This window comes from Bradyrhizobium manausense, from assembly GCF_018131105.1.
Classification (GTDB): Bacteria; Pseudomonadota; Alphaproteobacteria; order Rhizobiales; family Xanthobacteraceae; genus Bradyrhizobium; species Bradyrhizobium manausense_B.
Genome location: NZ_JAFCJI010000001.1, coordinates 3091812 through 3115833 on the forward strand (window position 1 = coordinate 3091812; position 24022 = coordinate 3115833).

Genomic DNA, 24022 nt, shown 5'->3' on the forward strand with positions numbered 1-24022 from the left:
CGCAATGAGTATGGTTAATTTTCCCTGTTGCGTTGATTGCGCGCCCATATCCCCGGTGCGAGGCGTAAAGCGAAGAGTAACCCCTCAGCCCGCGACCGTTGGAATGAAAGCTGGGGACGATGCTTGACTACAGCCAGCCGATTGATCGGGCCAGAACTCCGACCGCGTCGGAAGCCCCGCCACGGACATCCGAGGCCGGCTTCAACGTGCTGGAGCTCGTCAGCCTGCTGTGGCGGCGCAAGATCGCGATTGCCTCAGCCGCTCTGATTGGCGCGTGCCTCGCGGTCACGGTCGGCAAGAGCCTGACGCCGCGGTACACCGCCATCGCCCAGCTTTACGTCGACCCGCGCGAGCTTCAGCTCGTCGATCGCGAGCTCACACCGCGCGCGCAGGACGTCTCCGGCATGTCCATGGTGGTGGAGAGCCAGGCGCGCCTGATCACCTCCAACAGCGTGCTGTTGCAGGTGATCCAGCAGGCTGGTCTCGACAAGGATCCGGAATTCGGCGGCGGTGACGGCAAGACCTTGACCTCGTCCCTGCTCGGCCTGATCGGCCTTCAGGCGCGGGCGCCCTCCGCTGCGGAGACCAAGGAGGTGCAGCTTGCAGCCCTCGACGCGCTGAACAAGCACATCACGATCCGCAAGACCGAGAAGAGCTTCATCGTCGACATCGAAGTCTGGTCGATCGATCCGGCCAAGGCCGCGATGCTCGCCAACACCCTGACCAACACCTACCTCACGGAGTCCCGCAACTCCCAGGCCCTGGCGGCGCGGCGCGCGACCAGCGAATTGTCGGGCCGGCTGAAGGAGCTGCGCGAGCGGCTGCGCAATGCCGAGACCGCACTGGCAACCTACAAGGCCCAGAACAATTTCGTCGGTACCCAGGACTCGCTGATCTCGGATCAGCAGCTCTCCTCCAGCAACCAGCGGCTGTCCGCGGCCCGCGCCGCGACGATGGACGCGCAGGCACGGCTGGACCAGATCGAGGCGAACAAGCGGACCGCCGCGGATGCAGGCGCGATCCCCGAAGCGCTGCAATCGCCGACCATTGCCAATTTGCGCGCGCAATATGCGGATGCCCGCAAGAAATATGCGGAGCAGACCGCCGAGCTCGGCCCACGTCATCCCGCGTTGCGCCAGACCGAAAAGCAGGTCGAAGATCTCAAGCGCACGATCAACGAGGAGATCGAGCGCTTTGCGCTGTCGGCCAAGAACGATCTGACGCGCGCCCGCGACTACGAGGCGTCGCTCAACCGGGCGCTGGAAGTGCAGAAGCGGCAGAGCCTGCAGCTCAGCCAGGCCGCCGTGCGGCTGCGCGAGCTCGAGCGTGAGGCCGACGCGAGCCGCGACGTCTACCAATCCTTCCTCAAGCGCTCGCGCGAGACTGAGGAGCAGGAAACCCTGAACACTTCGGCAGCCCGCGTCATCGGTGAGGCCACTGTGCCGCAGCGCCGCTCGTTCCCGCCGGGAATGAGTTTGTTCGCGATGATCGGCTTCATGTTCGGCGCGCTCGCCGCCGCCTGCTGGTTCGTCGCGGCAGAACATCTGTTCAACGGCGCGTCCGCCCCCGAACCGCGCCGCCGAGCGCAGACGCCCTCGCCTGACGTCCTGCGGCCTCAGCCCGAATCCATCACGCCTTCACCTGCGCTTGCGCTGGTCGAGAAGCCGCTAATCGCCCGTCTCCAGGAAGCGGACGTGATCCGCACGCTCGGCGCGATTCTCGCCACCGGCGGCGGCGTCGACCTGACCCGAATCGGCTGGCCGACGCTGCGCCCCGGATTTCCGCTGACGACGCTGCTAAACGCCTGGCGCGACATGCGTGCCGCGATGGCCCGCCGCGCCGGCGGCAAGACCATGCCGGTGATGGCACTGGTCGGTGCCGGCGACACCACCGGCCGCAGCGTGACCGCGCTGAACTTCGCGCTCGCCGCCGCGCGCGACGGCAGCCGCGTGCTGATGATCGATGCCGACCATCAGGCGCACACGCTCTCGAGCAGAATCAATCGGCCCGGCAAGAGCGAACCCGGCAAACTCGGCTGGCTCTCGATCGGCAACAAAGCCGCGCGCGAGATCAAGACCGTCAACGGAATCTCGGTGCTGCCTGCGACCGGGAGCGATGCCGGCAAGGCTGCTGACGCCATCAGCAAGGCGATCGCGCAGGCGCGCTCGGCCGGTGGCTATGACCTCGTCATTCTCGACGGCCCCGAGATGCCGCTCTCTGCCGCGGGCCGCAAGCTGCTCGATGGTACTGACGCGCTGGTGGCGGTGCTGCCGACCAGCCTCGACATCAACGACAGCATGGAAGACATCCTGACCGCACTCGGCGGCGCCCAGCGCAAGCTCGTCGGTGTCGTGCTCGACGAACTCACGCCTGCAACCCAAACGCGCCAGCGAGGCAAACAATATGCTTGAGCGCCGCGTCAATCCCGAAGGCCGGGCCGCGACGGCCGACGTACCACGGATCACCGTTGGCGGTCTTCGCATGGCCGCACTCGACCTGGAAGCGACCGCCGACTTCATGATCGAAGCCACCGATCGGAGCCACCGTATCAGCCGGCCGCTGTATCTGACCTCGGCCAATGGCGAGGTGCTGGCGCGCTGTTCGACAGAGCCGCAGACCGATCGCCTGTTCCGCGCAGCCGATCTGATCAATGCCGACGGCCAGCCGCTGGTGACGGCATCGCGGCTTCAATCCTGGTTTCCGCTGCCGGAGCGCGTTGCCACCACCGACCTGTTCCATGTCGTCGCACGCAAGTCGCAGGATACCGGCCGTACCTTCTACATGCTCGGCGCCAGCGAGGAAGAGAACGCCGCAGCGGTCAGACGCGTCCAGAACCTGTATCCGAAGCTGAAGATCGTCGGATATAGCCATGGCTATCTTCGTGGCGACGCCATGCGCGCCAAGGTCGAGGAGATCAATGCTCTCTCGCCCGACTTCCTCTGGGTCGCACTCGGCGTGCCCAACGAGCAGGTTTTCGTCGAGGAATACACCCCGCTGCTGACCAATGTCGGCGTCATCAAAACGTCAGGCGGCCTGTTCAACTTCCTGTCGGGCAGCCGCTCCCGCGCGCCGCAATGGATGCAGAAGGTCGGGCTCGAATGGGCCTGGCGCACCTGGCTCGAGCCGCGCCGCCTGCTCTGGCGCTATTTGACCACCAACCCCCGCGCGATCTATCTTCTCTTCAGCCGCAACCGGCCCCTCAATCGCTGAAGAGTAGAAGAACGACATGACCGATCGACCGACAGTCCTCGTCACAGGGGGCGCGGGCTATATTGGCTCGCATGCCTGCCGCGCCTTGACCGCTGCCGGCTATCGGCCTGTCGTTTATGACAATCTCTCGACAGGTCATCGCAATTTTGTGACCGGGGAACTTGTCGCGGGCGATCTGCTCGACGCAGCAGCCTTGGCACGCACCTTTGCCGATCACAAAGTGACGGCCGTGATGCATTTTGCGGCAGCGAGCCTCGTCGGCGAGTCCATGACCGATCCGCAGAAATATTACATCAACAACGTCCAGGGCACGTTGTCGCTGCTGCAGGCAATGCGCGATGCAGGCTGTCATCGCATCGTGTTCTCCTCGACCGGCGCCGTCTATGGCAACGCCGATTCCAAGGAACTTCCGGAAGATTTTCCCTGCGCACCGATCAACCCCTACGGAGCTTCGAAGTGGATGATCGAGCGCATGCTCGCCGACTACCGCTCAGCCTACGGCTTCGGCGCGTTCTGCCTGCGCTATTTCAATGCCAGCGGCGCCGATCCGGCCGGCGGTATCGGCGAACTGCGTGACAACGAAACCCATCTCATCCCCCGCGCCATGATGGCGTTGCAGGGCCATGTCGAATTCGCCGTGTTCGGCGATGACTATGATACGCCTGACGGCACCGCGATCCGTGACTACATCCACGTTACTGACCTCGCCGCTGCACATGTCGCGGCGTTGAAGCTCCTGGAAACGGGACATGCCGGCGGCAGCTTCAATCTCGGCACCGGCTCAGGCTTCTCGGTGCGCGAGATTCTCAACGCCATCAGGCAGGAGACCGGGCGCGACGTGCCGCACACGGTCAAGCCGCGCCGCGCCGGCGATCCCACTTATCTGGTCGCCGACGCCTCTGCCGCACGCAAGGTTCTCGACTTCGTCCCGCGCCATTCCGACCTGTCGACCGTGATCCGAACGGCCTGGGCCTGGCACCAGAAGGCACATCCACTCAAGGCGCGCTAAGCAACCGCTGCCGTCAGACGACAGCGCGTTTCGGCCGGAGCGCCGCGGCTTCGCCGACGGCCGGGTCCGTCTCCGGCTGGAGCGGCGGCGCGACGGGCAATACCATCGGCCGCAGCAACTCGGCCATCTGGTCCGCCGGCAACGGCTTTGCGATCAGGAATCCTTGCATCTCGTCGCAGCCATGGGTTCGCAGGAATGCCTCCTGCTCGGCGTTCTCGACGCCCTCGGCGACCACGGTCATACCGAGCGCCTTGCCCATGCTGATGATCGCCTGCGCGATCGCCTGGTCTTCCGAATCCTGCGGCAGGTCGCGCACGAAGGAGCGGTCGATCTTGATCGTGTCGATCGGGAAGTGCTTCATCAGCGACATCGACGAATAGCCGGTGCCGAAATCGTCGATTGCAAGCCGGATGCCGCGGCTCTGGATCGCGTCGAGCACCTTCAGCGCGCGCCCGACATTGCGCATCATCATACTCTCGGTGACTTCGAGCTGGAGCAGTACCGGCGACAATCCGGAAGCCGCCAGGGCCTCGTCGACGTCCTGCAACAGGTGCTCGTCGGCAAACTGCCGCGGTGACAAGTTGACCGCCATCGACAATGGGAGCAGGCCGCGGCGCTGCCAGGCCATCGCTTGCGCGCAGGCCTCGTTCAGAACCCAGCGGCCAATCGGCACGATCAGGCCGGTTTCCTCCGCAAGCGGAATGAACTGCGCCGGCGAGACGTTGCCGAGATCGGGATGGCTCCAGCGCAGCAGCGCTTCCACGCCGGTGATCTGGCCGGACTCCATGTCGACCTTGGGCTGATAGTTCAGCGAGAACTGCTCACGCTCCAGCGCGCGGCGCAGCGCGCTTTCGAGCGACAGCCGCTCGATCGACTGCGTCTTCACTTCCTTGGAGAAGAAGCGATAGCCGTTCTTGCCGTCTTCCTTGGCGAGATACATCGCCATGTCGGCGTTCTTGGTCAGCGTCTGCGCGTCGGCGCCGTTGGCCGGATACATCGCGATGCCGATCGAGGCCGTGGTGTGGCACTCATGGCCGGCAAGTTCCATGGGTTTGCCGAGGGCCGCCAACAGCGCGGTGGCGATGTGCTGGACGTCGTCGATCTCGCCGCACTGGTCGAGGATCACCACGAACTCGTCGCCGCCGAGCCGTGCCACCACGTCGCTGGCCCGCAGCGCGCCGCGCAGCCGGTTCGCCACCTCGAGCAGCAGCAGATCGCCGGCTTCGTGGCCCAGCGAATCGTTGATGACCTTGAAACGGTCGAGATCGATGAACAGCACCGCGAAACGGTGATCGTGGCGTTGTGCCGCGTCGATCGCCTCGCGCAGCAATCCGTTGAAAGTCTCGCGGTTCGGCAGATCGGTCAGGCTGTCGTGGGAGGCGAGGTACTCGATCCGCTCGTCGGCCTCGTTCTTCTCGTCGGCGCGATCGAAATTCTCCATCGCGAAGGAGACGTTGTCGGCCAGGCGCTGCAACAGCTCGACGAACTCGGTGGTGAAGGTCTCGTGCTCGATCGACATGTAAATCATGACGCCGACCGCCCTGTCGTGCGTGATCAGCGGGAACGCTGCGCCTGAGCGCGCGCCATCGCCCTGAAGGACAGCATGAAAGGCGCTGACACGACCGTCGTTGACATAATCGTTGCTGATGCAGGGTTGGCGGGTGCGGAACGCCGTACCGCTCATGCCGCGGCCTTCGGGCCGGTCGGCATCGATGGAGAGACGAACGTTTCGGGTGGTCTCGGCGGAAGGTCCCGCCGCCGCCACGATCGCGAGCTGATCGGTATCGGCGCTGGCCAGGGCAATCGTCGTGGACGTGAACTTGCCGCCGGTGGAAGCGGCCTGACACACCAGCTCGAACAACTCGGCGCGTGACTTGGCGCGCACGATGGCTTCATTGGTGGCGCTCAGCGCCGCGAACATGCGCGTCAGGCGCTCCTTTTGCGCCTCGGTCCGTGCGCGTTCCTCGGCCCGGTCGAAATTGTCGAGCGCAAAGGAGACGTTTTCCGCCAGCCGCCCGAGCAACTGAATGAGGTCGGGCGTGAACGTACCTTCGTCCGGCGAGAGGAACAGCAGGACGCCAATGGCATCGGTGCCGTTCTTCAGCAGGGGAAAACAGCCGCCCGACTTGGTGCCCTGATCGCGCGCGATCTGATGCCACTGCGTGGTGCGGATATCGGTGAGGATCTCGTTGGCCACACAGGGCGCCTTGGTGCGGAACGTGGTACCGGCCAGGCCCCGCCCCCGCGGATCATCGGCCGAGGTCGAAAATCTCCATTTCTCGACATGACTGCGGCACTCGCCCTTGGTGACGGCGATGTCGAGATAGCGCCCGGTCGGGTCGGCCATGGCGATCGTGGCGGACGAGAAGGTACCGCCGAGCACGGCGGCCTCGCAAACCGCGTCGAACAACTCGGCGCGGGTCTTCACGCGCATGATCGCCTCGTTGGTCGCGCTCAGCGCCTCCAACATGCCTCGCAGGCGATTGCGTTGCATCTCGGCTTTCGCCTTCTCCTCCGAGCGGTCGAAATTCTCGAGCGCGAAGGCGACATTGGCCTGGAGCCGTTGCAACAGCTCGACAAACTCAGGCGTGAACGTGCCACGCTCCGGAGAGTTGAAGAGGAATACGCCCTCGACGGTCTCGCCGTTGAACAGCGGCAGGGCCGCAGAGGATCCGATGCCATTGCGGCGGGCGTTGGCCTGCCAGGGCTTGATCCGGTCATCGGCCAGTACGTCGTTGCTGATGCAGGGCTGGCGCGTCCGGAAGGCCGTTCCGGTCAATCCGCGCCCTTCGGGCTCCTGCTCGGAGGTGGAGAACTTGAAGCCGCGAACCATATCCGCGTTCGGCCCATAGCAGGCGACGACACGGAGCAGCTCGGCATGGTGATCGACCAGCGCGATCGTGGCCGAGGTGAACTTGGCGCCCTTCGCCGTCGCTGCGCAGACGAGGTCGAAAAGCTCGGCCCGGGAGTGCGCGCGCAAGATCGCTTCATTGGTCGCGCTGAGGGCCGCATACATGCGCGCCAGGCGCTCCTCCTCCTCGGCAATCAGCGCCTTCTCGGTTTCACGGTCGAAATTGTCGATCGCGAAACAGACGTTCTCGGCGATGCGCAACATCAGCGCGACGATTTCCTCATCCTTGGCCCAGGACTGACTGAGGAAGGACAGGATGACACCGATGCTCTGGCCATGCCTGGTCAGCGGTGCCGCGACACAGGCGGCGACGCCGGTGCTGAGATTGGGCTGCTCCCACGGCGTCCCCTTGGTCCGACGCGCGAGGTCGCGCTCGACAATGGGCCGCTGGGTTCGAAACACCTCGCCGGAGATGCCGCGGCCATAGGGATTCTCGGGATCGGTGGAATAGCGCGTCTGCGCCACGATCTCCAGATTCTTTCCCGTGCCGGCCACGGGCCGCAACCAGTGCGAATCCTGCTCCTTCAGCAGAACAAACGTCGCCAACGACTTGCCGCCGTGCACGGAGGCATCGCAGACGAGCTGATACAGCTCCTGCTCGGTTTTTGCACGCAGGATGGCTTCATTGGTTGCGCTCAGCGCGCCGAACATGCGGTTGAGCCGCCGCGTCGCGCGATCGCTGGTCTGCCGCGCGGTCTCGCGTGCGAAATTGTCCAAGGCATAGGAAATGTTGCCCGACATACGCTCGAACAGCGATACCATCTGCGCGTCGAGCGAGCCGGCCTGGCTGCGGGTCACGAACAGCACACCGACGCTCTTGCCGTTGCACAGAAGCGGCAGCGCCGCCGCGGCGCCGATCTTCGCGCTGGCCGCGCCCTCACGCCACGCCAGGGAGCGCGGATCGTTCAGATAGTCGTTGCTGATGCAGAGCTTCTGGTTGCGAAACGCCTCACCGCCGACGCCCAAGCCCTCAGGCTCGCCGGCTTCCGTGGTGATCTTGATCGCGCGCAGCCGCGCCACGTCGTCGCCGCAGCCGGCGGCAAAGCGCAAGCGCTGACCATCCGGGTCTGCCAGGAACACGGCAACGGCCATGAAGTCTCCACTCGAAAATCCGGCGTCGCAGACCTTCTGGTACAGCTCGTCCGGCGATTTCGCGTAGAGGATCGCCTCATTGATAGCGCTCAACGCCGCAAAGGTGCGCGCGAGTGTCGTCGACACAATCTCAACTCCCGGGCATTTCTGCCTTTTTCTCCCAGACGACGTTATCAGCGGGGATCGCCTAAGTGGTCGTTATTGCAGCAGGTAAACCGCCAATCAGAGTGAACGAGCTGCGAATGACAGCCGAAAAACTCCCGGGAATACCGTCGCGCGGAAGGAACGTCCGACGAACGGCGTGCTCTCTTTACGAATTTGCAGCCCTGTATTGGTTTACGGGAGATTGATATCGCAGCCTCGCTTTGAGACGATGGCGTCCAACAACGAGCCCGTTAAGGGCACAAAGCCGAGGGAACGCCATGCCCATCGTCAAGGCCGACCGCCTCACGCGAATCAGCGCTGCGCTGCTCCGTGCCGCGGGCGCCTCCGAGGAAGAAGCCGACGCCGTTGCTGTCGGATGCATCAACGCCAATCTCGCCGGGCACGATTCCCACGGCGTGATCGCGGTTCCCACCTATATCGACCGCATCAAGGCCGGACACATCGTCCCGGGCGCGAAATGGACCATCGTCCAGGAATCGGCGACCACGACCGTGATCGACGGCCATTGGGGCTTCGGCTTCCACGTCAACGCCAAGGCGATGGCGCTGACGATCGACAAGGCAAAGACGGCGAATGTCGCCGCCTGCACCGTGTTTCGACAAAGCCATGTCGGCCGCCTCGCCGCCTATCCGCTGATGGCAATGCGTGAAGGCATGATCGGGATTGCGACGGCGGACTCCGGCCGCTCGCCAAAGCACGTCGCGCCGTTCGGCGGCAAGGAGGCGCGGCTCGGCACCAACCCGATCTCGATCGCGGTGCCGTCCGATCTCGAGGCGCCCTTCTATCTGGACATGGCGACGTCGGCAGTGGCGGCCGGCAAGATCCAGCTCGCTGTCGCCCGCGGCGAGGAAATCCCGACGGGGTGGATCATCGATGCCGACGGACGGCACACCACCGATCCCACCCAATACCGCAAGGGCGGCGCGCTGCTGCCGCTCGGCGGTACCGAGGGCTACAAGGGCAGCGGTCTGGCCGCGATGGTCGAGGTGCTCTGCGGCCTGCTCACCGGTCTCGGTTTCGGCGTCGAGCCGACGGGGCGGCACAACGACGGATGCTTCATGGCGGTGTTCAACGTCGCCGCATTCCGCCCGCTGAAAGAGTTCAAGCGCGAGGTCGCGGAATTCGCGCAATACCTGAAATCGACGCCGCCATCCGAGGGCAGCAAGGGCGTCTACTATCCCGGCGAGATCGAAGGCGTGCGCGAGCAGCAGCGATTGCGCGACGGCATCGAAATCGAGGATGCGACCTGGGAGAAGCTGCGCGCGCTGGCGCGCGACTACAGGCTCGACACCGTCCTTGATCTGTCCTGACGCTAACAGGAGAACAGCAGCATGAATCGGCAGATGGTCCTGGTCGGCTTCCTTCAGGCGCAGAACTGCACCAACTTGCCGAGCTCATGGCGGCATCCGGACTCGCGCAGCGATTCGATGTCGGCGGATTATTACCAGGAGATCGCGAAGATCCTCGAGGCCGGCAAATTCCACATGGCCTTCTTCGACGATCGCCTGGCGATGCCGGACCGCTACGGCAACGACCACGCCCATACCGTCGAATACGGCATCCGCTGCGTGAAGATGGACCCGCTGATCGTGCTGACCACGATGGGCATGGTAACCGACAAGCTCGGGCTCGGCGCGACCTGCTCGACAACCTATTACGAGCCGTTCGACGTCGGCCGCCGCTTCGCCACGCTCGATCTGATGTCGGGCGGACGCGCAGGCTGGAACGTCGTCACCTCGCTCAACGACGGCGAGGCGCTCAACATGGGCCGCGACTCCCATCCCGAACATGATTCCCGCTACGACAAGGCCGATGAGTTCATGGAGGTCGTGCTCGGCCATTGGGACACCTGGGAAGACGGTGCGCTGATCATGGACAAGACCAGCGGCCGCTTTGCCGATCCGAGCAAGGTGAAGCGGCTCGACCACAACGGACCATCCTTCAAGTCGCGCGGCCCGTTCACGGTACCGCGCTCGGATCAAGGCCATCCCGTCATCATCCAGGCCGGCGCATCCGGCCGCGGCCAGCGCTTTGCCGGCCGATGGGGCGAGGTAATCTTTACCGCCGCGCGCAATCTCCAGGGCGCCAAAGACGGCTATGCGGCCGTCCGCAACGAGGCCGCGAAAGCTGGCCGCGATCCCGATCAGATGCGGCTTTGCAATTTGACGACGCCGGTCTGCGCGGCGACCAAGGCGGAAGCCGAAGACAAGATGGCGCTGATCAACAAGCTGCCGCTGGAGATCGACGCGCTGTCGCTGCTCGCCGAGGCGCTCAATTACGACTTCGCGTCCAAGGACCTCGACGAACCGCTGACGACGGAAGAACTCAAGAGCATGCAGGGCATTCTGGGCATTCGTGACGGCGTGCTGAAGACTTCAGGCAAGAGCAATCCAAGCGCGCGCGACTTCGTCACCTTCTCCGGCCGCGGTCAGGTGCATGACGCCATGGTCGGCGGCCCCAAGGAGATCGCGGACAAGCTGGAGGAAATGTTCGTCGAGCGCGGCAGTGACGGCTTTGTCATCGCCGCGACTTACGTGCCCGGCTCCTACGCCGATTTCGTGCAGCATGTCGTGCCGGAGTTGCAGCGCCGCGGCTTGTTCCAGAAAGAATACCGCGGCAAGACGTTGCGGGAGAACCTCGGGCTGAAGCGGCCCGCGGCCGGTGCGTGGAAAGTGCAGCCGCGCGATGCCGCCGAATAACGACGAGGACAAAACATGCGTTGGCTGAAATTCACCACCTCCAGCAAAACATCCTGGGGGATCGTTGAGGGCGACAGGGTGATCGCGGTCGACGGCGATCCCTTTGGCGATTGGCAGCGCACCTCACGCACGCATCCGCTTGGCGAGGTCAAGATAGAGCTGCCGCTGATCCCGCGTACCTTCTATTGCGTCGGCCTGAACTATCTGAAGCATCTGAAGGAAGCCGCCGACAAGGCCGGCACGGTACCCGCCGTGCCTGACCGCCCCGAGATCGGCTATCGCGCCCAGAACGCGCTGATCGCGCATGACGAGGTCGTCGTGATCCCGTCTTTCGCGACGGAGAAGATCCACTACGAGGGTGAGCTCGCCGTCGTCATCGGCAAGAAGGTGAAGCATCTCACCGAAGCGAACGCGATAGATTGCGTGTTCGGCTACACCATCGGCAACGATGTCAGCGAGCGCACCTGGCAGAAGGCCGACCGCGGCCTGTGGCGCTCGAAGAATGCCGACACGTTCAAGCCGATGGGGCCGTGGATCGAGACGGAGGCCGATCTCGCAGCGATGGAAACCATCGTCCGGGTCAACGGCAAGGAGACCAATCGCTTCCACACCAACGACATGATCTTTGGCGTGGTGCCGTTCCTGGTCGAGCTGACGAAGTATTTTACGCTGTGGCCGGGCGACGTGATCTGGATGGGCACCGATGGTGCCTCGCCTGACATCAAGCATGGCGACGTGGTCGAGATCGACATCACTGGTGTCGGCACATTGCGGAACAGGTTTGTGCGAGAGGGGCAGTAGATCAGCTCAAGCCCACCGACCGGCTCTTCACATGGTCGATGAAGGCGCGCAGCTTCGGCATGATTTGCCGATGGCCGGGATAGTAGAGAAACACACCTGGGGTCATCTGCGAGAATTGGTCCAGCACGGGAACGAGTTTTCCCGCCGCGATGGCGCCGGTGGCCAATGGTGCGGGCACTTGCGCAAGACCCACACCCTCGATCGCGGCTCCAAGCATCGTCGGAAAATCGTAGGCGATGAAGGGACCTGACACCACAATCTCGACCGAGCGGCCGTCATCGGTGAGCAACCATGATGCAAGAGCGCCGTTTGATCGTCGCAATCTCAAGCAAGCGTGGGTGCGGAGATCGGCCGGATGTTCGGGCCGGCCGGCACGGCGGAGGTAAGCGGGACTGCCGACGACGATGAGCGGTAGCGGCTTGGTCAGCCGCACCGCAATCATGTCGGGGGTGATGAACTGGCCCATCCTGATGCCGGCATCGAAGCCTCCGGCGGCGAGATCTACAAGTTCCTCGCTGGCAGCGAGCTCGACCTCGATCTCTGGATAAGCCTGGCAGAACGAGGCGATCAGCGGCTCGAGCAGGATCGGAACGACCGAGCGCGGCACGGTCAGACGCAGCAGCCCGGCCGGCCGCTGACCGAGCTCACGTGCAGCCCCGCTGGCCGCGACGAGCTCCTCAAAGGCCGGTCTTGCTCGCGCAAAAAATTTCTCGCCGGCTTCGGTCAGACCAACGCTGCGAGTGGTGCGGATGAAGAGCGCAGCCCCGACACGCGCTTCGAGCGCCCGAACCGCCTGACTGATCGCCGAGGGCGTGACCCCCAGTTCGGCAGCCGCCCGCCTGAAACTGCGGTGCTGGGCGACGCTGAGAAACGCCTCGACACCGTCGAGCGCTCCCTGCCTGACTGTGAAGTTCTGCTTCATGGCCTGTGAACATTATCGCGAATAGTCGCTCACGGAAAGACGCTCTACATCCGGCTTGCAAATGACCGAGCCGGAGAAGCGAAACCGATGAACGCAATCCGCAACGCCGTCCTGACACTCGCCCTCACAATGACAGGGGTTACCGCCATGACTGAACCATCCGCCGCCCAGGCACAAGCGCTGTCACCCACGACCACCGGGGTCATTGTCATCCTGACCGTCAAGGCGGGCATCACGCGCGAGCAAATCATGGCCGTCATGCCTGATGAAGTCAGGCAGACCGTCCAGCTCTATCTCAGCGGAAAAGTCCGTGAATGGTATTCCCGGTCCGATGGGCGGGGCGCCGTCTTCCTGCTGGATGCGAAGGATGATGCCGAAGCGCACGCGATCATGGATGCACTGCCGCTCGCCAGGCAGGATCTCATCGACCACGAATACATCGCCGTCGGCCCACTGATGCCGCTCCGCCTGCTCATGCCGAAACCCTGATCCGTCGCCTGCCTCGCCCTTATTCGACCAGACCAACCATGGCAAGGAGATCCGAACGTGCCACCGGGCTTCAACCTTCCGTTCGTCCTCAGTGTTGCGGGCGCCTTGCTGACCAGTGCTGTCGTGGCCTCGCTCTATGTTTGGCCCTTCGTCCGTGCGATGCCGCGCCATGACGCCCTGAGACTTCTCGCAGCCTTCCATGCGTTCCGTTTCCTGGGGATGAATTTCATGGTCGCCGGGTTCGTTTCCCCGGAATTGAGCCCGGATTTCGCCAGTGAAGTCGGATGGGGAGACCTTACCGCAGCCACTCTCGCACTCATTTCGATGGCGGCGCTCTCCAGGCGATGGTCGATCGCCGTTCCGATGGTCTGGATCTTCAACGTCTGGGGGACGTTCGATCTCCTGAATGCGTATTACGTGGGCGCGACGAAGATTCAAAATCCCGGCCTGTTCGGCGCCGGAATTTATATCCCGGCCCTTTATGTGCCTTTGCTGCTCGTCGGCCACGTTCTCGTCTTCATGCTTCTGCTGAAGCCCGGATCGGAAGCGCAGAGGTCGTGACGCCGCAGGTGTACCAGCGTTGCATCGCGCCCGGCTCAGAACCGCTCAAAACGGCAGCGCTACACCGGTCTTGATTTCCTTCAGCACCACGTTGCTACGGACATGACGGATGCCAGGAATGCGGAACATGAATTCGTCGAGGAAGCGGTTATAGGCGGCCATGTCCTGCACGACGACGCGAAGATGGTAATCGGCATCACCGGTCGTCGCAAAACACTCCAGCACCTCGCGGCGCGTGGTGACGCGCGACACGAACTCGTCGACGAATTTCGTATCGTGCCGCTCCAGCGAGACGTGGAGGATGGCCGACATCGCAAAGCCTGCCTGCTCGCGCGCGACGAGCGCCGCATAGCCGCGGATCACACCACTTTCCTCGAGCGCGCGCACCCGGCGCCAGCAGGCCGACGTCGACATGCCGACCTCGTCAGCAAGCTGCTGGTTAGTGGCACGGCCGTCTGTCTGGAGGTAGGCGAGAATCCGCGTGTCCTGGTCTTCAATCATCGGCTGCCCTCAAATCGATTAAATCTACCAAATTTGCAGCCTCAATGCAAAACTCTACCGTTTCAGCCCTCACATTGGGATGAATAGGTAAGACCTACCAACGCCGCGGGCTTACCCTTGGCCTCCTCGGCAGAATGCCGCGCGAGGTCCGCCATGGACGCCATTTCGTCACTCGACGCCTACGAACTCTCCGACCGCTACGATCGCGAGGAGGGCCGGGTCTTCCTTACGGGCACGCAGGCCATCGTCCGCATCGCACTCGACCAGATCAGGCGCGATCGTGCGAGTGGCTTCAACACCGCAGGCTTCATCTCCGGCTATCGCGGCTCGCCGCTCGGCGGCATCGATCTGGAGCTCTGGCGCATCCAGGAGCGATTGAAGCGCGACCGCATCGAATTCCTCCCGGCCGTGAACGAGGACCTCGCCGCCACCGCCGTGCTCGGCTCGCAGCAGGTCGAGACCCAAGCCGATCGTCAAGTCGATGGCGTGTTCGGGCTCTGGTACGGCAAGGGCCCCGGCGTCGATCGCTCCGGCGACGCGCTCAAGCATGGCAACGCCTACGGCTCCTCGCCGCATGGCGGTGTGCTGGTTGTCGCCGGCGACGACCACGGCTGCGTGTCGTCGTCGATGCCGCACCAATCCGACGTCGCCTTCATGAGCTGGTTCATGCCGACGCTGCACCCCGCCAGCGTCAGCGAATATCTGGAATTCGGCGCGTATGGCTATGCGCTGAGCCGCTTCTCGGGCATGTGGGTCGGCTTCAAGGCCATCTCGGAGATCGTGGAATCAGGCGCCTCCGTCGCACTGCGTTCGCCGCGCCTCTTCAGTACCCCCGACTTCACGCCACCTCCCGGCGGCCTGCACTATCGCTGGCCCGACCTTCCGGGCCCGCAGATCGAGGAGCGGCTGGAGGCAAAGAAGCACGCGGTCTACGCCTTCGCCAAAGCCAATCCGATCGATCGTCACATCTATGACATCCCCAATGCCACCTACGGCATCGTCACCACGGGCAAGGCGCATCTCGATCTGATGGAGGCGCTGCGGCTGATGGGCCTCGACGAAGCGGCCTGCCGCAGCATCGGCATCGATATCTACAAGGTCGGCATGGTCTGGCCGCTGGCGCTGCACGACGCGATGGACTTTGTGAAGGGCAAACGCGAGATCCTCGTGGTTGAGGAAAAGCGCGGCATCATCGAAAGTCAGTTCAAGGAGTACTTTTACGATTATCCCGGCAGCAAGCCCGAGCGCATGGTCGGCAAGCATGACGAAACCGGCGCGCGGCTGATCTCCTGGATCGGCGAATTGTCGCCGCGCGCTCTCGCCTCGGTGTTGGCCCGACGGCTCGATCCGATGTTCCCGGGCCTCAATCTCACTGCGCGTGCAGCCGCGTTGTTGCCGGAAGCCGAGCGCACCATCAATGTCAGCGGCGCGACGCGCACGCCCTATTTCTGCTCGGGGTGTCCGCACAATAGTTCGACGAAGGTGCCCGAAGGCTCGAAAGCGTTGGCCGGCATCGGCTGCCATTTCATGGCGAGCTGGATGGACCGCGAAACATCCTCGCTGATCCAGATGGGCGGCGAAGGGGTAAACTGGGCGGCTTCGTCGCGCTTCACAGGCAACAAGCACATCTTCCAGAACCTCGGCGAAGGCACGTATTACCATTCCGGCTCGATGGCGATCAGGCAGGCGATCGCGGCCAAGGCCAATATCACCTACAAGATCCTGTTCAACGACGCCGTCGCCATGACCGGCGGCCAGCCGGTCGACGGCCCCGTCAGCGTGCATGCCATCGCACACAGCGTCCGCGCCGAGGGCGTAGCGCGCATCGCGCTGGTGTCGGATGATCCCGCGCAATTCCTGCCGGCGGATTTGCCCATTGGCGTCACCATCCATCCGCGCGAGGAGATGGACGCCGTGCAGCGCGAACTGCGCGACGTCAGCGGCGTCTCGGTGCTGATCTATCAGCAGACATGTGCCACCGAAAAGAGGCGCCGGCGCAAGCGCGGACAGATGGCCGATCCCAAACGCTTTGCGTACATCAACGACCTCGTCTGCGAAGGCTGCGGCGATTGCTCGGTCGAGTCCAATTGCCTCAGCGTCGAGCCGAAGGAGACGCCGTTCGGCCGCAAGCGGAAAATCAACCTGTCCGCCTGCAACAAAGACTTCTCCTGCCTCAATGGCTTCTGCCCGAGCTTTGTCACCGTTGAAGGCGCGACGCGTCGCAAGAAGAACGCAAGCGAGATCGATGCGACTGGCCGTGCCGCCACGCTGCCCCTTCCCGCACCTGCAACGCTCGAGCGTCCCTATGATCTGCTCGTGACCGGCGTCGGCGGCACCGGCGTGATCACCGTCGGCGCGTTGATCGGCATGGCCGCGCATCTCGAACGCTGCGGTGTCTCGGTGCTGGACTTTACCGGCTTTGCGCAGAAATTCGGTCCGGTGCTGAGCTACATCCGCCTCGCATCAGGTCCCGATGCGCTGCATCAAGTCCGCATCGACCAGGGCGCGGCCGATGCGCTGATCGGCTGTGATCTCGTCGTCAGCTCTTCTGCAAAGGCGTCCGGCACCTATCGGCGTGGCACGCGCGCGGCCATCAACACCGCGGAGATGCCAACCGGCGACGTCGTCCGCTTCCGTGATGCCGATCTCGCCTCCCCTGCCAGACTGCGTGCGATCCGGCAGGTCATCGGCAATGACAATCTCGACAGTATCAACGCAAACGAACTGGCCGAACGTCTGCTCGGCGACGCCGTCTATGCCAACATCATCATGCTCGGCTTTGCATGGCAACGCGGGCTGGTGCCGGTCTCGCTGCAATCGTTGCTCCGCGCGATCGATCTCAACGGGATAGCGGTCGAGCGCAACAAGCAGGCTTTTGCATGGGGCCGCATCGCCGCTGAAGATCCGGACTTTTTGCCCGGTGTTGCCGCGACGCCGAAGGCCGAGACGCTCGACCAAATCATCAACCGCCGTGCCGAATTCCTCGTCGCCTATCAGGACGAGGCCTACGCGGCTCGCTATCGGGCGCTCGTCGCCAAAGTTCGCGGTGCCGAAGTTGCCCTCAACAGCGAGACGCTCACCGAGGCGGTCGCGCGTGCCCTGTTCAAGCTGATGGCCTACAAGGACGAATACGAAGTCGCGCGCCTGCACATGCAGAGCGGCTTCCGCGATGAGCTGAAGCGCGAGTTCGAGGACGGCTTCAGTCTCCGATATCACATGGCCCCACCGTTCCTGCCGTCCGACCGGGACGCACGCGGCCGCCCGCGCAAACGCGCTTTTGGCCAGTGGATCCAGATGCCGCTCGCGGTCCTTGCACGACTGAAGGTGTTGCGCGGAACGCCGTTCGATCCGTTCGGTACCACCGCTGAACGTCGCGCCGAGCGGGAGCTGATTGCGTGGTACGAAGGCATCATCGCGCAAATGCTTGTTAAGCTCGACAAGGCGCATCTGCCAGATCTCGTCGCCATCGCCAAAGCGCCGATGGAGATCCGCGGTTACGGGCCGGTGAAGGACATCGCGATCGCGAAAGTGAAGCCCGAGGTGGAGCGGCTGTTCGCTGCTCTCACCACACCTGCGCCGGCAAAGATACACGCCACCGGTTGACGCGACGCCGCGGAGGCTTCAGCCTTGCGGATCGAACAGGCTCCCTCGGGGAGCCCTGCAATCGGGTGGCGCATCATGGACTTTGACCAGACGACCCTGACCCAGGCGGCAGCCGAGCTGGCGGCCGGAAAAATCACGAGCCACGCTCTCACCTCCGAGGCGCTCGCCCGCGCCAAGGCCAAGACCGACCTCAACGCCTTCGTCACCCTGGACGAAGAGGGGGCTCTGAAGGCCGCTGTGGCGTTCGATGCGCAGGGTGCAGGCGCGGGGAACAAGCCGCTCGGCGGCGTTCCCATCGTGATCAAGGATAACATCGAGGTTGCCGGCCTGCCCTGCACCGCCGGAACGCCGGGGCTGAAGAGCTTCATTCCGAGCGTTGACGCGCCTGTCGTGGCGAAGCTGCGCGCCGCGGGCGCCGTCATCATCGGCAAGACCAACATGCACGAGCTTGCCTTCGGCATCTCCGGCTACAACACCGCATTCAAGACCGGCGCCGAATTCGGCGTGCGCAACGCCTATGACCGAACACTGATCGCCGGCGGCTCCTCGTCCGGAACGGGGGCCGCGATCGGCGCCCGGATCGTGGCCGGCGGGCTCGGCACCGACACCGGCGGATCGGTGCGCGTCCCCGGCGCGCTGAATGGTTGCGCCTCGCTGCGGCCGACCGTCGGCCGTTATCCGCAAGCCGGCATCGCGCCGATCTCGCATACCCGCGACACCGCAGGCCCGATGGCAGCTATCATGGCGGACGTCGCCCTGCTCGACCGCGTTATCGCGGGTGGTGATGCGATCATGCCAACCGATCTCGGGCAGGTTCGTCTCGGCCTCGTGAAGAGCATGCTGGCGAATCTCGACACAGATACGGAAGCCGCGTTCCACGCCGCGCTCACCCGATTGAAGGCGCAGGGCGTGATCGTGGTCGACATCGAGATGCCGGAGCTCGCCGCCCTCAACGGCCAGGTCGGATTTCCGGTCGCGCTGTTTGAGGCCCATGACGACATGGTCGCTTATCTCGAACGGACCGGCACAGGCGTGACGATCGAGGCGATGGTCGCGCAAATCGCGAGCCCCGACGTCAAGGGCACCTATGAGGGCCTGGTTCTGCCGCGCAAATTGCCCGCGCCCGATGGCAGCTTTGTCGATGCGAAGCCGCTTTACGACCATGCGATCAACGTCGCGAGGCCCGCACTTCAGACGCTCTACGAGCAGACTTTTACAAGCAACAGGATCGACGCCGTCGTCTTTCCGACCACGCCGCAAGTTGCGATTGCTTCCAATCCGGAGTCGAGCAGCCTCGAGAATTTCGGACTGTTCATCCAGAACACCGATCCCGGCAGCAATGCCGGCATTCCCGGGATTCAGATTCCGATTGGATCGGGTGAGACCAGCAAGCTTCCAATCGGGCTCGAACTGGACGGACCAGCGGGGAGTGATGAACGGTTGCTTGCGATTGGCGTAGCGCTTGATGGCGTGTTCGGACGATTACCGCCGCCGCGCTAATGCTCTCGCAGGGTCGGTCTCACGAATACGGATTGATCAGCTTCTGCTGCTCGGCGCTGTGATGCACCAGCATGTCGATGAAGGTTCTCACCTTCGCCGACAGATGATGGCGATGCGGGTAGACCGCGTTCATCGACATCTCGACCGGCCGATATTCCGGCAGCAGCCGCACCAGCCGGCCGGCATCGAGATCCTCGCTCACCAGGAAGCCAGCCGCCAAACTGACGCCTGCGCCTTGCAATGTCGCCTCGCGCAGGGCTTCGCCGCTGTTGGTGATCAGATTGCCCGAGATACGTACCGAGGCTGGCGTTCCCTTGCGATCGAAGAAGCGCCATTCATCGAAGGGGTAGTTGATGTGGCGCACGCAATTATGGCCGGCAAGCTCTTCGAGCGTCTGCACGCGCCCATGCGCCTCGATATAGGAATGCGAACAGCACAGCACGTGCCGCCAGGTCGCAAGGCTCCGCACGATCAGGCTCGAGTCGGGCGGCGCCACCATGCGCAATGCGAGATCAAAACCGTCTTCGATCAGGTCGACATTGGACTCGCCCATGCGCAGGTCGACCTTGACCTCCGGATAGGTCGTAAGGAATTCGACCATCACGGGCGCCACGAACGAAACCATGTGGGTGGCCGTGTGGATACGCAGCGTGCCGCGCGGCGCCGATTGCAGCGCGCCGGCAATGTCGTCGGCCTGTTCGAGATCCGCAAGAATCTGGGTCGAGCGGTCGTAGTAGGCCTTGCCGATTTCGGTGAGGCTCACTTTTCGCGTCGTGCGGTTGAGCAACCGCACGCCAAGCCGGTCCTCCAGGGCCTGGACGTGGTTGCTTACCATGGTCGTCGACATATTGAGACGACGGGCAGCGGCCGAGAAACCCCCGCTTTCGACCACGCGGACGAAGGCCGTGAGGCTGGTGAAGCGGTCCATGGCTTAAGGCTCCGATTATCCGCTATTGCTGGATAATGCTTCCATCAATTCAGGGATTATCACAGCGGCCGGGACAACGCATCTTGCGATGATCAAGCGCGCTCTGCTCGAAACAGGCGCATGGGAATTCCGAGGGCGTCATGTCGAATGCAGCTTATACCACTGAAACAACTGATAAAATCAGCTTGAAGCCGTCCCGGCAGGCGATCAAGCGGGCGGCCTTGGGGCTGGCACTGGCCCTCGGCGTCGCCGCTGCCGGCGACTTTGGCTACAATTACCTGACCACCGGCCGTTACCTGGAAACGACCGATGACGCTTATGTGAAGGCGGATTCCACCATCATCGCACCGAAGGTGTCGGGCTACATCGCCCGGGTGCTGGTCGGCGACAACGAAAAGGTCCGGGCGGGCCAGGTGCTCGCCAGGATCGACGACCGCGATTTCAAGGCCGCTCTCGGCCAGGCTCGCGCCGACGTCGCCGCAGCCGAAGCCTCGGTCCGCAACCTCGATGCCCAGCTCGAGCTGCAACAGCCGATCATCGCGCAGAGCACGGCCGACGTCGCGGCCGCCGATGCAAATCTGAAATTCGCGCAGGAAGAGCGCGCCCGGTACGACGAACTCATGAAGTCGGGCTCCGGCACGATCCAACGCGCGCAACAGACCGATGCGGCACTCCGCGCCAGCAACGCGCAATTGCAACACGCCAAGTCGGGCCTGGTGGCAGCCCAACGCAAGGTCGACGTGCTGACGACCCAGCGCGCCCAGGCCACAGCGCAACTCGATCGCGCCCGCGCTGTCGCCGACCAGGCCGAGCTGAACCTGTCCTATACGGAGATCACCGCGCCGGTGGACGGCACGGTCGGTGCCCGCAGCTTGCGCGTCGGTCAGTTCGTGCAGGCGGGCACGCAACTGATGGCGGTGGTTCCGCTCGACGCGGTCTACGTCGTCGCGAATTTCAAGGAGACCCAGCTCACGCATGTGCGCGCCGGCCAGCCGGTCGAGCTGCATGTCGACAGTTTTCGCAATCGCACGCTGCACGGCCATGTCGACAGCCTTTCGCCGGCCAGCGGACTTGAATTCGCGCTGCTGCCTCCCGACAATGCCACGGGTAACTTCACCAAGATCGTGCAGCGCGTTCCGGTGAAGATTGTGCTCGACGATCACAGCCTCACCGGTCTGTTGCGGCCCGGCATGTCGGCGGTTCCGACCGTTGATACCAAGGCGACCGTGGTGGCCGAGCGCGAGACCACCAAGCGCGTCGCCGACAACGCACCGCGTCCGAACGGGGGCTGACCTCGCGGAGGATCGCGGCAGGATTATCAAGTCCTGCCGGATGATCCTTCCCGGACTTCCCTGGTTACCGAAACCATCCGCCTGACGCATCCTGTCTCCGCATCAGAGACGAGGCTTCCATGAGTACGCTTCAACCGACCCTCAACGCCGCGTCCGCTGCCAATCTCCCCGCGCCGACGGCCGCACCCGCAGCGCCTGTCGTCTCCGCCAAGACCTGGATCGCCGTGATCGGCGCCACGCTCGGCGCCTTCATGGCGGTGCTGAACATCCAGATCGTCAACGCCTCGCTCGCCGACATCCAGGGCGCGATCGGCGCCGGCATCGACGATGGCGGCTGGATCTCGACCTCCTATCTCATTGCCGAGATCGTGGTGATCCCGCTGTCCGGCTGGCTCGCACAGGTGTTTTCGATCCGGATCTATCTGCTCACCAACGCGATCCTGTTCCTGGCTCTCTCCGCAGCCTGTGCGCTGGCGCAGGACCTGCCGCAGATGATCGTGCTGCGCGCCGTGCAGGGTTTTACCGGCGGCGTACTGATCCCGATGGCCTTCACGCTGATCATCACGCTGCTGCCGCGCGCCAAGCAACCGGTCGGTCTTGCGCTGTTCGCGCTGTCGGCGACGTTCGCGCCGGCGATCGGTCCGACCATCGGCGGCTATCTCACCGAAAATCTTGGCTGGCAGTACATTTTCTACGTCAACCTCGTGCCCGGCGCGATCATGGTCGGCATGCTCTGGTATGCGCTCGATGCCAAGCCGATGAAGCTGTCGCTGCTTCGCGAGGGCGACTGGGCCGGCATCATCACCATGGCAATCGGCCTCTCCGCGCTTCAGACCGTGCTGGAGGAAGGCAACAAGGATGACTGGTTCGGCTCGCCCTTCATCGTCAAGCTCAGCGTGATCGCGGCCGTGGCGTTGACTGCGTTCCTGATCATCGAGCTCACCGTGAAGAAGCCGCTGCTCAATTTGCGCCTGCTGGTCCGCCGCAATTTCGGCTTCGGCATGCTCGCCAATTTCCTGCTCGGCATCGCGCTGTACGGATCGGTGTTCATCCTGCCGCAATATCTGTCGCGCATCCAGGGCTACAATGCCGAGCAGATCGGCACCGTGCTGGCCTGGACCGGATTGCCGCAGCTGGTGCTGATCCCGCTGGTGCCGCGCCTGATGCAGAAGTTCGACGCGCGATTCATCATCGGCGTTGGCTTCGTGCTGTTCGCCGGCTCCAACTTCATGAACATATTCATGACCAGCGACTACGCCGCCGATCAGCTGTTATGGCCGAATGTCGTTCGCGCCGTCGGCCAGGCGCTGGTCATGGCGCCGCTGTCGGCGGTCGCGACATCGGGCATCGAGCCGGAGAACGCGGGCTCGGCCTCCGGCCTGTTCAACATGATGCGCAACCTCGGCGGCGCCGTCGGCATCGCGCTGCTGCAGACCGTGCTGACCAAGCGGGAGCAATATCACTCCAACGTGCTGATGCAGTCGGTCTCGGTGTTCGAGCAGGCCACCCGCACGCGGCTGGAGCAGCTCACGCAGTACTTCATCAATCACGGTGTGCTCGATCGTGCCGATGCGTCGCATCGTGCCTATGTCGCGATCGGTCATATCGTGCAGAAGCAGGCCTATATCCTCGCCTTCAGCGACACGTTCTACCTGCTCGGCGTAGCGCTGATCGTGGCCCTGATCGCCGTCCTGTTCCTGAAGAAAGCCGGCCACGCCTCGGCCGGCGGTGCACACTGACCTCAACCCAAGCAAAGGAGAACGACCATGAAGCCCCGCATGAATTTCTACCAAGCCGCCCCCGACACGATGAAGGCGCTGATGGCGCTGGAAGAGCAGATCCAGTCGACCGGCCTCGAGAAGTCGCTGATCGAGCTCGTCAAGATCCGCGCGTCGCAGATCAACGGCTGCGCCTTCTGCATCAACATGCACACCGAGGATGCCCGCAAGCGCGGCGAGACCGAGCAGCGCATCTACCTGCTCAACGCCTGGCGCGAATCCCCGCTCTATACCGATCGCGAGCGCGCCGCGCTGGCCTGGACCGAGTCGGTGACATTGATTGCGGAAACGCGCGCGCCGGACGATGCTTACGAGCAGGTCCGCGCCCAATTCTCCGATGCGGATACGGTGAACCTGACCGCACTGATCGGCGCCATCAATGCCTGGAATAGGCTCGCGATCGCGTTCCGTGCAGTTCATCCGGTGAAGGTGAAGGCGTCGGTGGCGTGAACCACGGGCAGTCTCGTAGGGTGGGCAAAGCGAAGCGTGCCCACCCTTGTCCGCGCATACGCGACGGAAGACGTGGGCACGGCGCAAGCGCGCCTTTTGCCCACCCTACGT

17 protein-coding genes are annotated in these 24022 nt (G+C 63.8%); 13 read left to right on the plus strand and 4 right to left on the minus strand.

Features of this window, described 5'->3' with window-relative positions:
- Nucleotides 1–119: 119 nt before the first annotated feature.
- The 3 genes from JQ631_RS14830 to galE are packed head-to-tail and all read left to right on the plus strand — an operon-like array spanning nt 120 to nt 4219.
- Nucleotides 120–2411 carry a GumC family protein gene (locus JQ631_RS14830; RefSeq protein WP_212327196.1) on the plus strand — a complete coding sequence of 764 codons (2292 nt, stop codon included), beginning with the start codon at nt 120–122 and terminating at the stop codon, nt 2409–2411.
- Entirely contained in the window at nt 2404–3210 is an 807-nt protein-coding gene (locus tag JQ631_RS14835) for a WecB/TagA/CpsF family glycosyltransferase (protein WP_212327198.1), read from the plus strand. Before JQ631_RS14830 ends, JQ631_RS14835 begins: the two co-directional genes overlap by 8 nt.
- 16 nt (nt 3211–3226) lie before the next feature.
- A complete protein-coding gene (galE, locus tag JQ631_RS14840; protein ID WP_212327200.1) occupies nt 3227–4219 on the plus strand; it encodes a UDP-glucose 4-epimerase GalE in 993 nt (330 codons plus the stop codon).
- 13 nt (nt 4220–4232) lie between these two features.
- On the opposite strand, the gene JQ631_RS14845 is transcribed toward galE, so the two are convergent.
- Nucleotides 4233–8348, minus strand: coding sequence for a bifunctional diguanylate cyclase/phosphodiesterase (locus JQ631_RS14845; RefSeq protein ID WP_212327202.1), 4116 nt, complete (start codon nt 8346–8348; stop codon nt 4233–4235).
- 296 nt (nt 8349–8644) lie between these two features.
- Here JQ631_RS14845 and JQ631_RS14850 point away from each other — a divergent pair, with 296 nt between their 5' ends.
- The 3 genes from JQ631_RS14850 to JQ631_RS14860 are packed head-to-tail and all read left to right on the plus strand — an operon-like array spanning nt 8645 to nt 11887.
- Nucleotides 8645–9697, plus strand: a complete 1053-nt coding sequence (locus JQ631_RS14850) for an Ldh family oxidoreductase (protein ID WP_212327204.1) — start codon at nt 8645–8647, stop codon at nt 9695–9697.
- Between the two features lie 21 nt (nt 9698–9718).
- Nucleotides 9719–11086 (plus strand): LLM class flavin-dependent oxidoreductase, encoded by a 1368-nt coding sequence (locus JQ631_RS14855; protein ID WP_212327206.1) that lies wholly within the window; start codon nt 9719–9721, stop codon nt 11084–11086.
- A 15-nt stretch (nt 11087–11101) separates the two neighbouring features.
- On the plus strand, nt 11102–11887 hold the full coding sequence (locus tag JQ631_RS14860) for a fumarylacetoacetate hydrolase family protein (protein WP_212327208.1): 786 nt from the start codon (nt 11102–11104) through the stop codon (nt 11885–11887).
- A gap of 1 nt (nt 11888) precedes the next feature.
- On the opposite strand, the gene JQ631_RS14865 is transcribed toward JQ631_RS14860, so the two are convergent.
- The gene (locus JQ631_RS14865; protein WP_212327210.1) at nt 11889–12809 is read right to left on the minus strand and encodes a LysR family transcriptional regulator; all 921 of its coding nucleotides are present in this window, start codon (nt 12807–12809) and stop codon (nt 11889–11891) included.
- Nucleotides 12810–12896: 87 nt separating this feature from the next.
- On the opposite strand from JQ631_RS14865, the gene JQ631_RS14870 reads away from it, so the two are divergent.
- On the plus strand, nt 12897–13298 hold the full coding sequence (locus JQ631_RS14870; RefSeq protein WP_249160297.1) for a hypothetical protein: 402 nt from the start codon (nt 12897–12899) through the stop codon (nt 13296–13298).
- Between the two features lie 57 nt (nt 13299–13355).
- Nucleotides 13356–13859, plus strand: coding sequence for a DUF8737 domain-containing protein (locus tag JQ631_RS14875; RefSeq protein WP_212327211.1), 504 nt, complete (start codon nt 13356–13358; stop codon nt 13857–13859).
- A 45-nt stretch (nt 13860–13904) separates the two neighbouring features.
- On the opposite strand, the gene JQ631_RS14880 is transcribed toward JQ631_RS14875, so the two are convergent.
- The gene (locus JQ631_RS14880) at nt 13905–14360 is read right to left on the minus strand and encodes an Lrp/AsnC family transcriptional regulator (protein ID WP_212327212.1); all 456 of its coding nucleotides are present in this window, start codon (nt 14358–14360) and stop codon (nt 13905–13907) included.
- Nucleotides 14361–14513: 153 nt separating this feature from the next.
- Here JQ631_RS14880 and JQ631_RS14885 point away from each other — a divergent pair, with 153 nt between their 5' ends.
- Both JQ631_RS14885 and iaaH read left to right on the plus strand, forming a co-directional pair.
- On the plus strand, nt 14514–17963 hold the full coding sequence (locus JQ631_RS14885) for an indolepyruvate ferredoxin oxidoreductase family protein (protein WP_212327213.1): 3450 nt from the start codon (nt 14514–14516) through the stop codon (nt 17961–17963).
- A gap of 75 nt (nt 17964–18038) precedes the next feature.
- Nucleotides 18039–19463: an indoleacetamide hydrolase gene (iaaH, locus tag JQ631_RS14890; RefSeq protein ID WP_212327214.1), complete on the plus strand. Its 1425-nt coding sequence runs from the start codon at nt 18039–18041 to the stop codon at nt 19461–19463.
- Nucleotides 19464–19482: 19 nt separating this feature from the next.
- On the opposite strand, the gene JQ631_RS14895 is transcribed toward iaaH, so the two are convergent.
- The gene (locus JQ631_RS14895; RefSeq protein ID WP_212327215.1) at nt 19483–20391 is read right to left on the minus strand and encodes a LysR family transcriptional regulator; all 909 of its coding nucleotides are present in this window, start codon (nt 20389–20391) and stop codon (nt 19483–19485) included.
- Between the two features lie 140 nt (nt 20392–20531).
- Here JQ631_RS14895 and JQ631_RS14900 point away from each other — a divergent pair, with 140 nt between their 5' ends.
- The 3 genes from JQ631_RS14900 to JQ631_RS14910 all read left to right on the plus strand — a co-directional run bounded on the left by JQ631_RS14900 (nt 20532) and on the right by JQ631_RS14910 (nt 23911).
- Complete coding sequence (locus JQ631_RS14900) at nt 20532–21683, plus strand: HlyD family secretion protein (RefSeq protein ID WP_212327217.1); 1152 nt, start codon at nt 20532–20534, stop codon at nt 21681–21683.
- 119 nt (nt 21684–21802) lie between these two features.
- Entirely contained in the window at nt 21803–23422 is a 1620-nt protein-coding gene (locus JQ631_RS14905; RefSeq protein WP_212327219.1) for an MDR family MFS transporter, read from the plus strand.
- A 27-nt stretch (nt 23423–23449) separates the two neighbouring features.
- Nucleotides 23450–23911: a carboxymuconolactone decarboxylase family protein gene (locus JQ631_RS14910; protein ID WP_212327221.1), complete on the plus strand. Its 462-nt coding sequence runs from the start codon at nt 23450–23452 to the stop codon at nt 23909–23911.
- The last annotated feature ends 111 nt before the right edge of the window (nt 23912–24022 follow it).

Coding starts and splice junctions, on each gene's coding strand:
- JQ631_RS14895 (WP_212327215.1), bottom strand. CDS start 20,391: ATGGACCGCTTCACCAGCCTCACGGCCTTCGTCCGCGTGGTCGAAAGC.
- iaaH (WP_212327214.1), top strand. CDS start 18,039: ATGGACTTTGACCAGACGACCCTGACCCAGGCGGCAGCCGAGCTGGCG.
- JQ631_RS14835 (WP_212327198.1), top strand. CDS start 2,404: ATGCTTGAGCGCCGCGTCAATCCCGAAGGCCGGGCCGCGACGGCCGAC.
- JQ631_RS14850 (WP_212327204.1), top strand. CDS start 8,645: ATGCCCATCGTCAAGGCCGACCGCCTCACGCGAATCAGCGCTGCGCTG.
- JQ631_RS14855 (WP_212327206.1), top strand. CDS start 9,719: ATGAATCGGCAGATGGTCCTGGTCGGCTTCCTTCAGGCGCAGAACTGC.
- galE (WP_212327200.1), top strand. CDS start 3,227: ATGACCGATCGACCGACAGTCCTCGTCACAGGGGGCGCGGGCTATATT.
- JQ631_RS14880 (WP_212327212.1), bottom strand. CDS start 14,360: ATGATTGAAGACCAGGACACGCGGATTCTCGCCTACCTCCAGACAGAC.
- JQ631_RS14905 (WP_212327219.1), top strand. CDS start 21,803: ATGAGTACGCTTCAACCGACCCTCAACGCCGCGTCCGCTGCCAATCTC.
- JQ631_RS14870 (WP_249160297.1), top strand. CDS start 12,897: ATGAACGCAATCCGCAACGCCGTCCTGACACTCGCCCTCACAATGACA.
- JQ631_RS14860 (WP_212327208.1), top strand. CDS start 11,102: ATGCGTTGGCTGAAATTCACCACCTCCAGCAAAACATCCTGGGGGATC.
- JQ631_RS14885 (WP_212327213.1), top strand. CDS start 14,514: ATGGACGCCATTTCGTCACTCGACGCCTACGAACTCTCCGACCGCTAC.
- JQ631_RS14830 (WP_212327196.1), top strand. CDS start 120: ATGCTTGACTACAGCCAGCCGATTGATCGGGCCAGAACTCCGACCGCG.
- JQ631_RS14865 (WP_212327210.1), bottom strand. CDS start 12,809: ATGAAGCAGAACTTCACAGTCAGGCAGGGAGCGCTCGACGGTGTCGAG.
- JQ631_RS14910 (WP_212327221.1), top strand. CDS start 23,450: ATGAAGCCCCGCATGAATTTCTACCAAGCCGCCCCCGACACGATGAAG.
- JQ631_RS14900 (WP_212327217.1), top strand. CDS start 20,532: ATGTCGAATGCAGCTTATACCACTGAAACAACTGATAAAATCAGCTTG.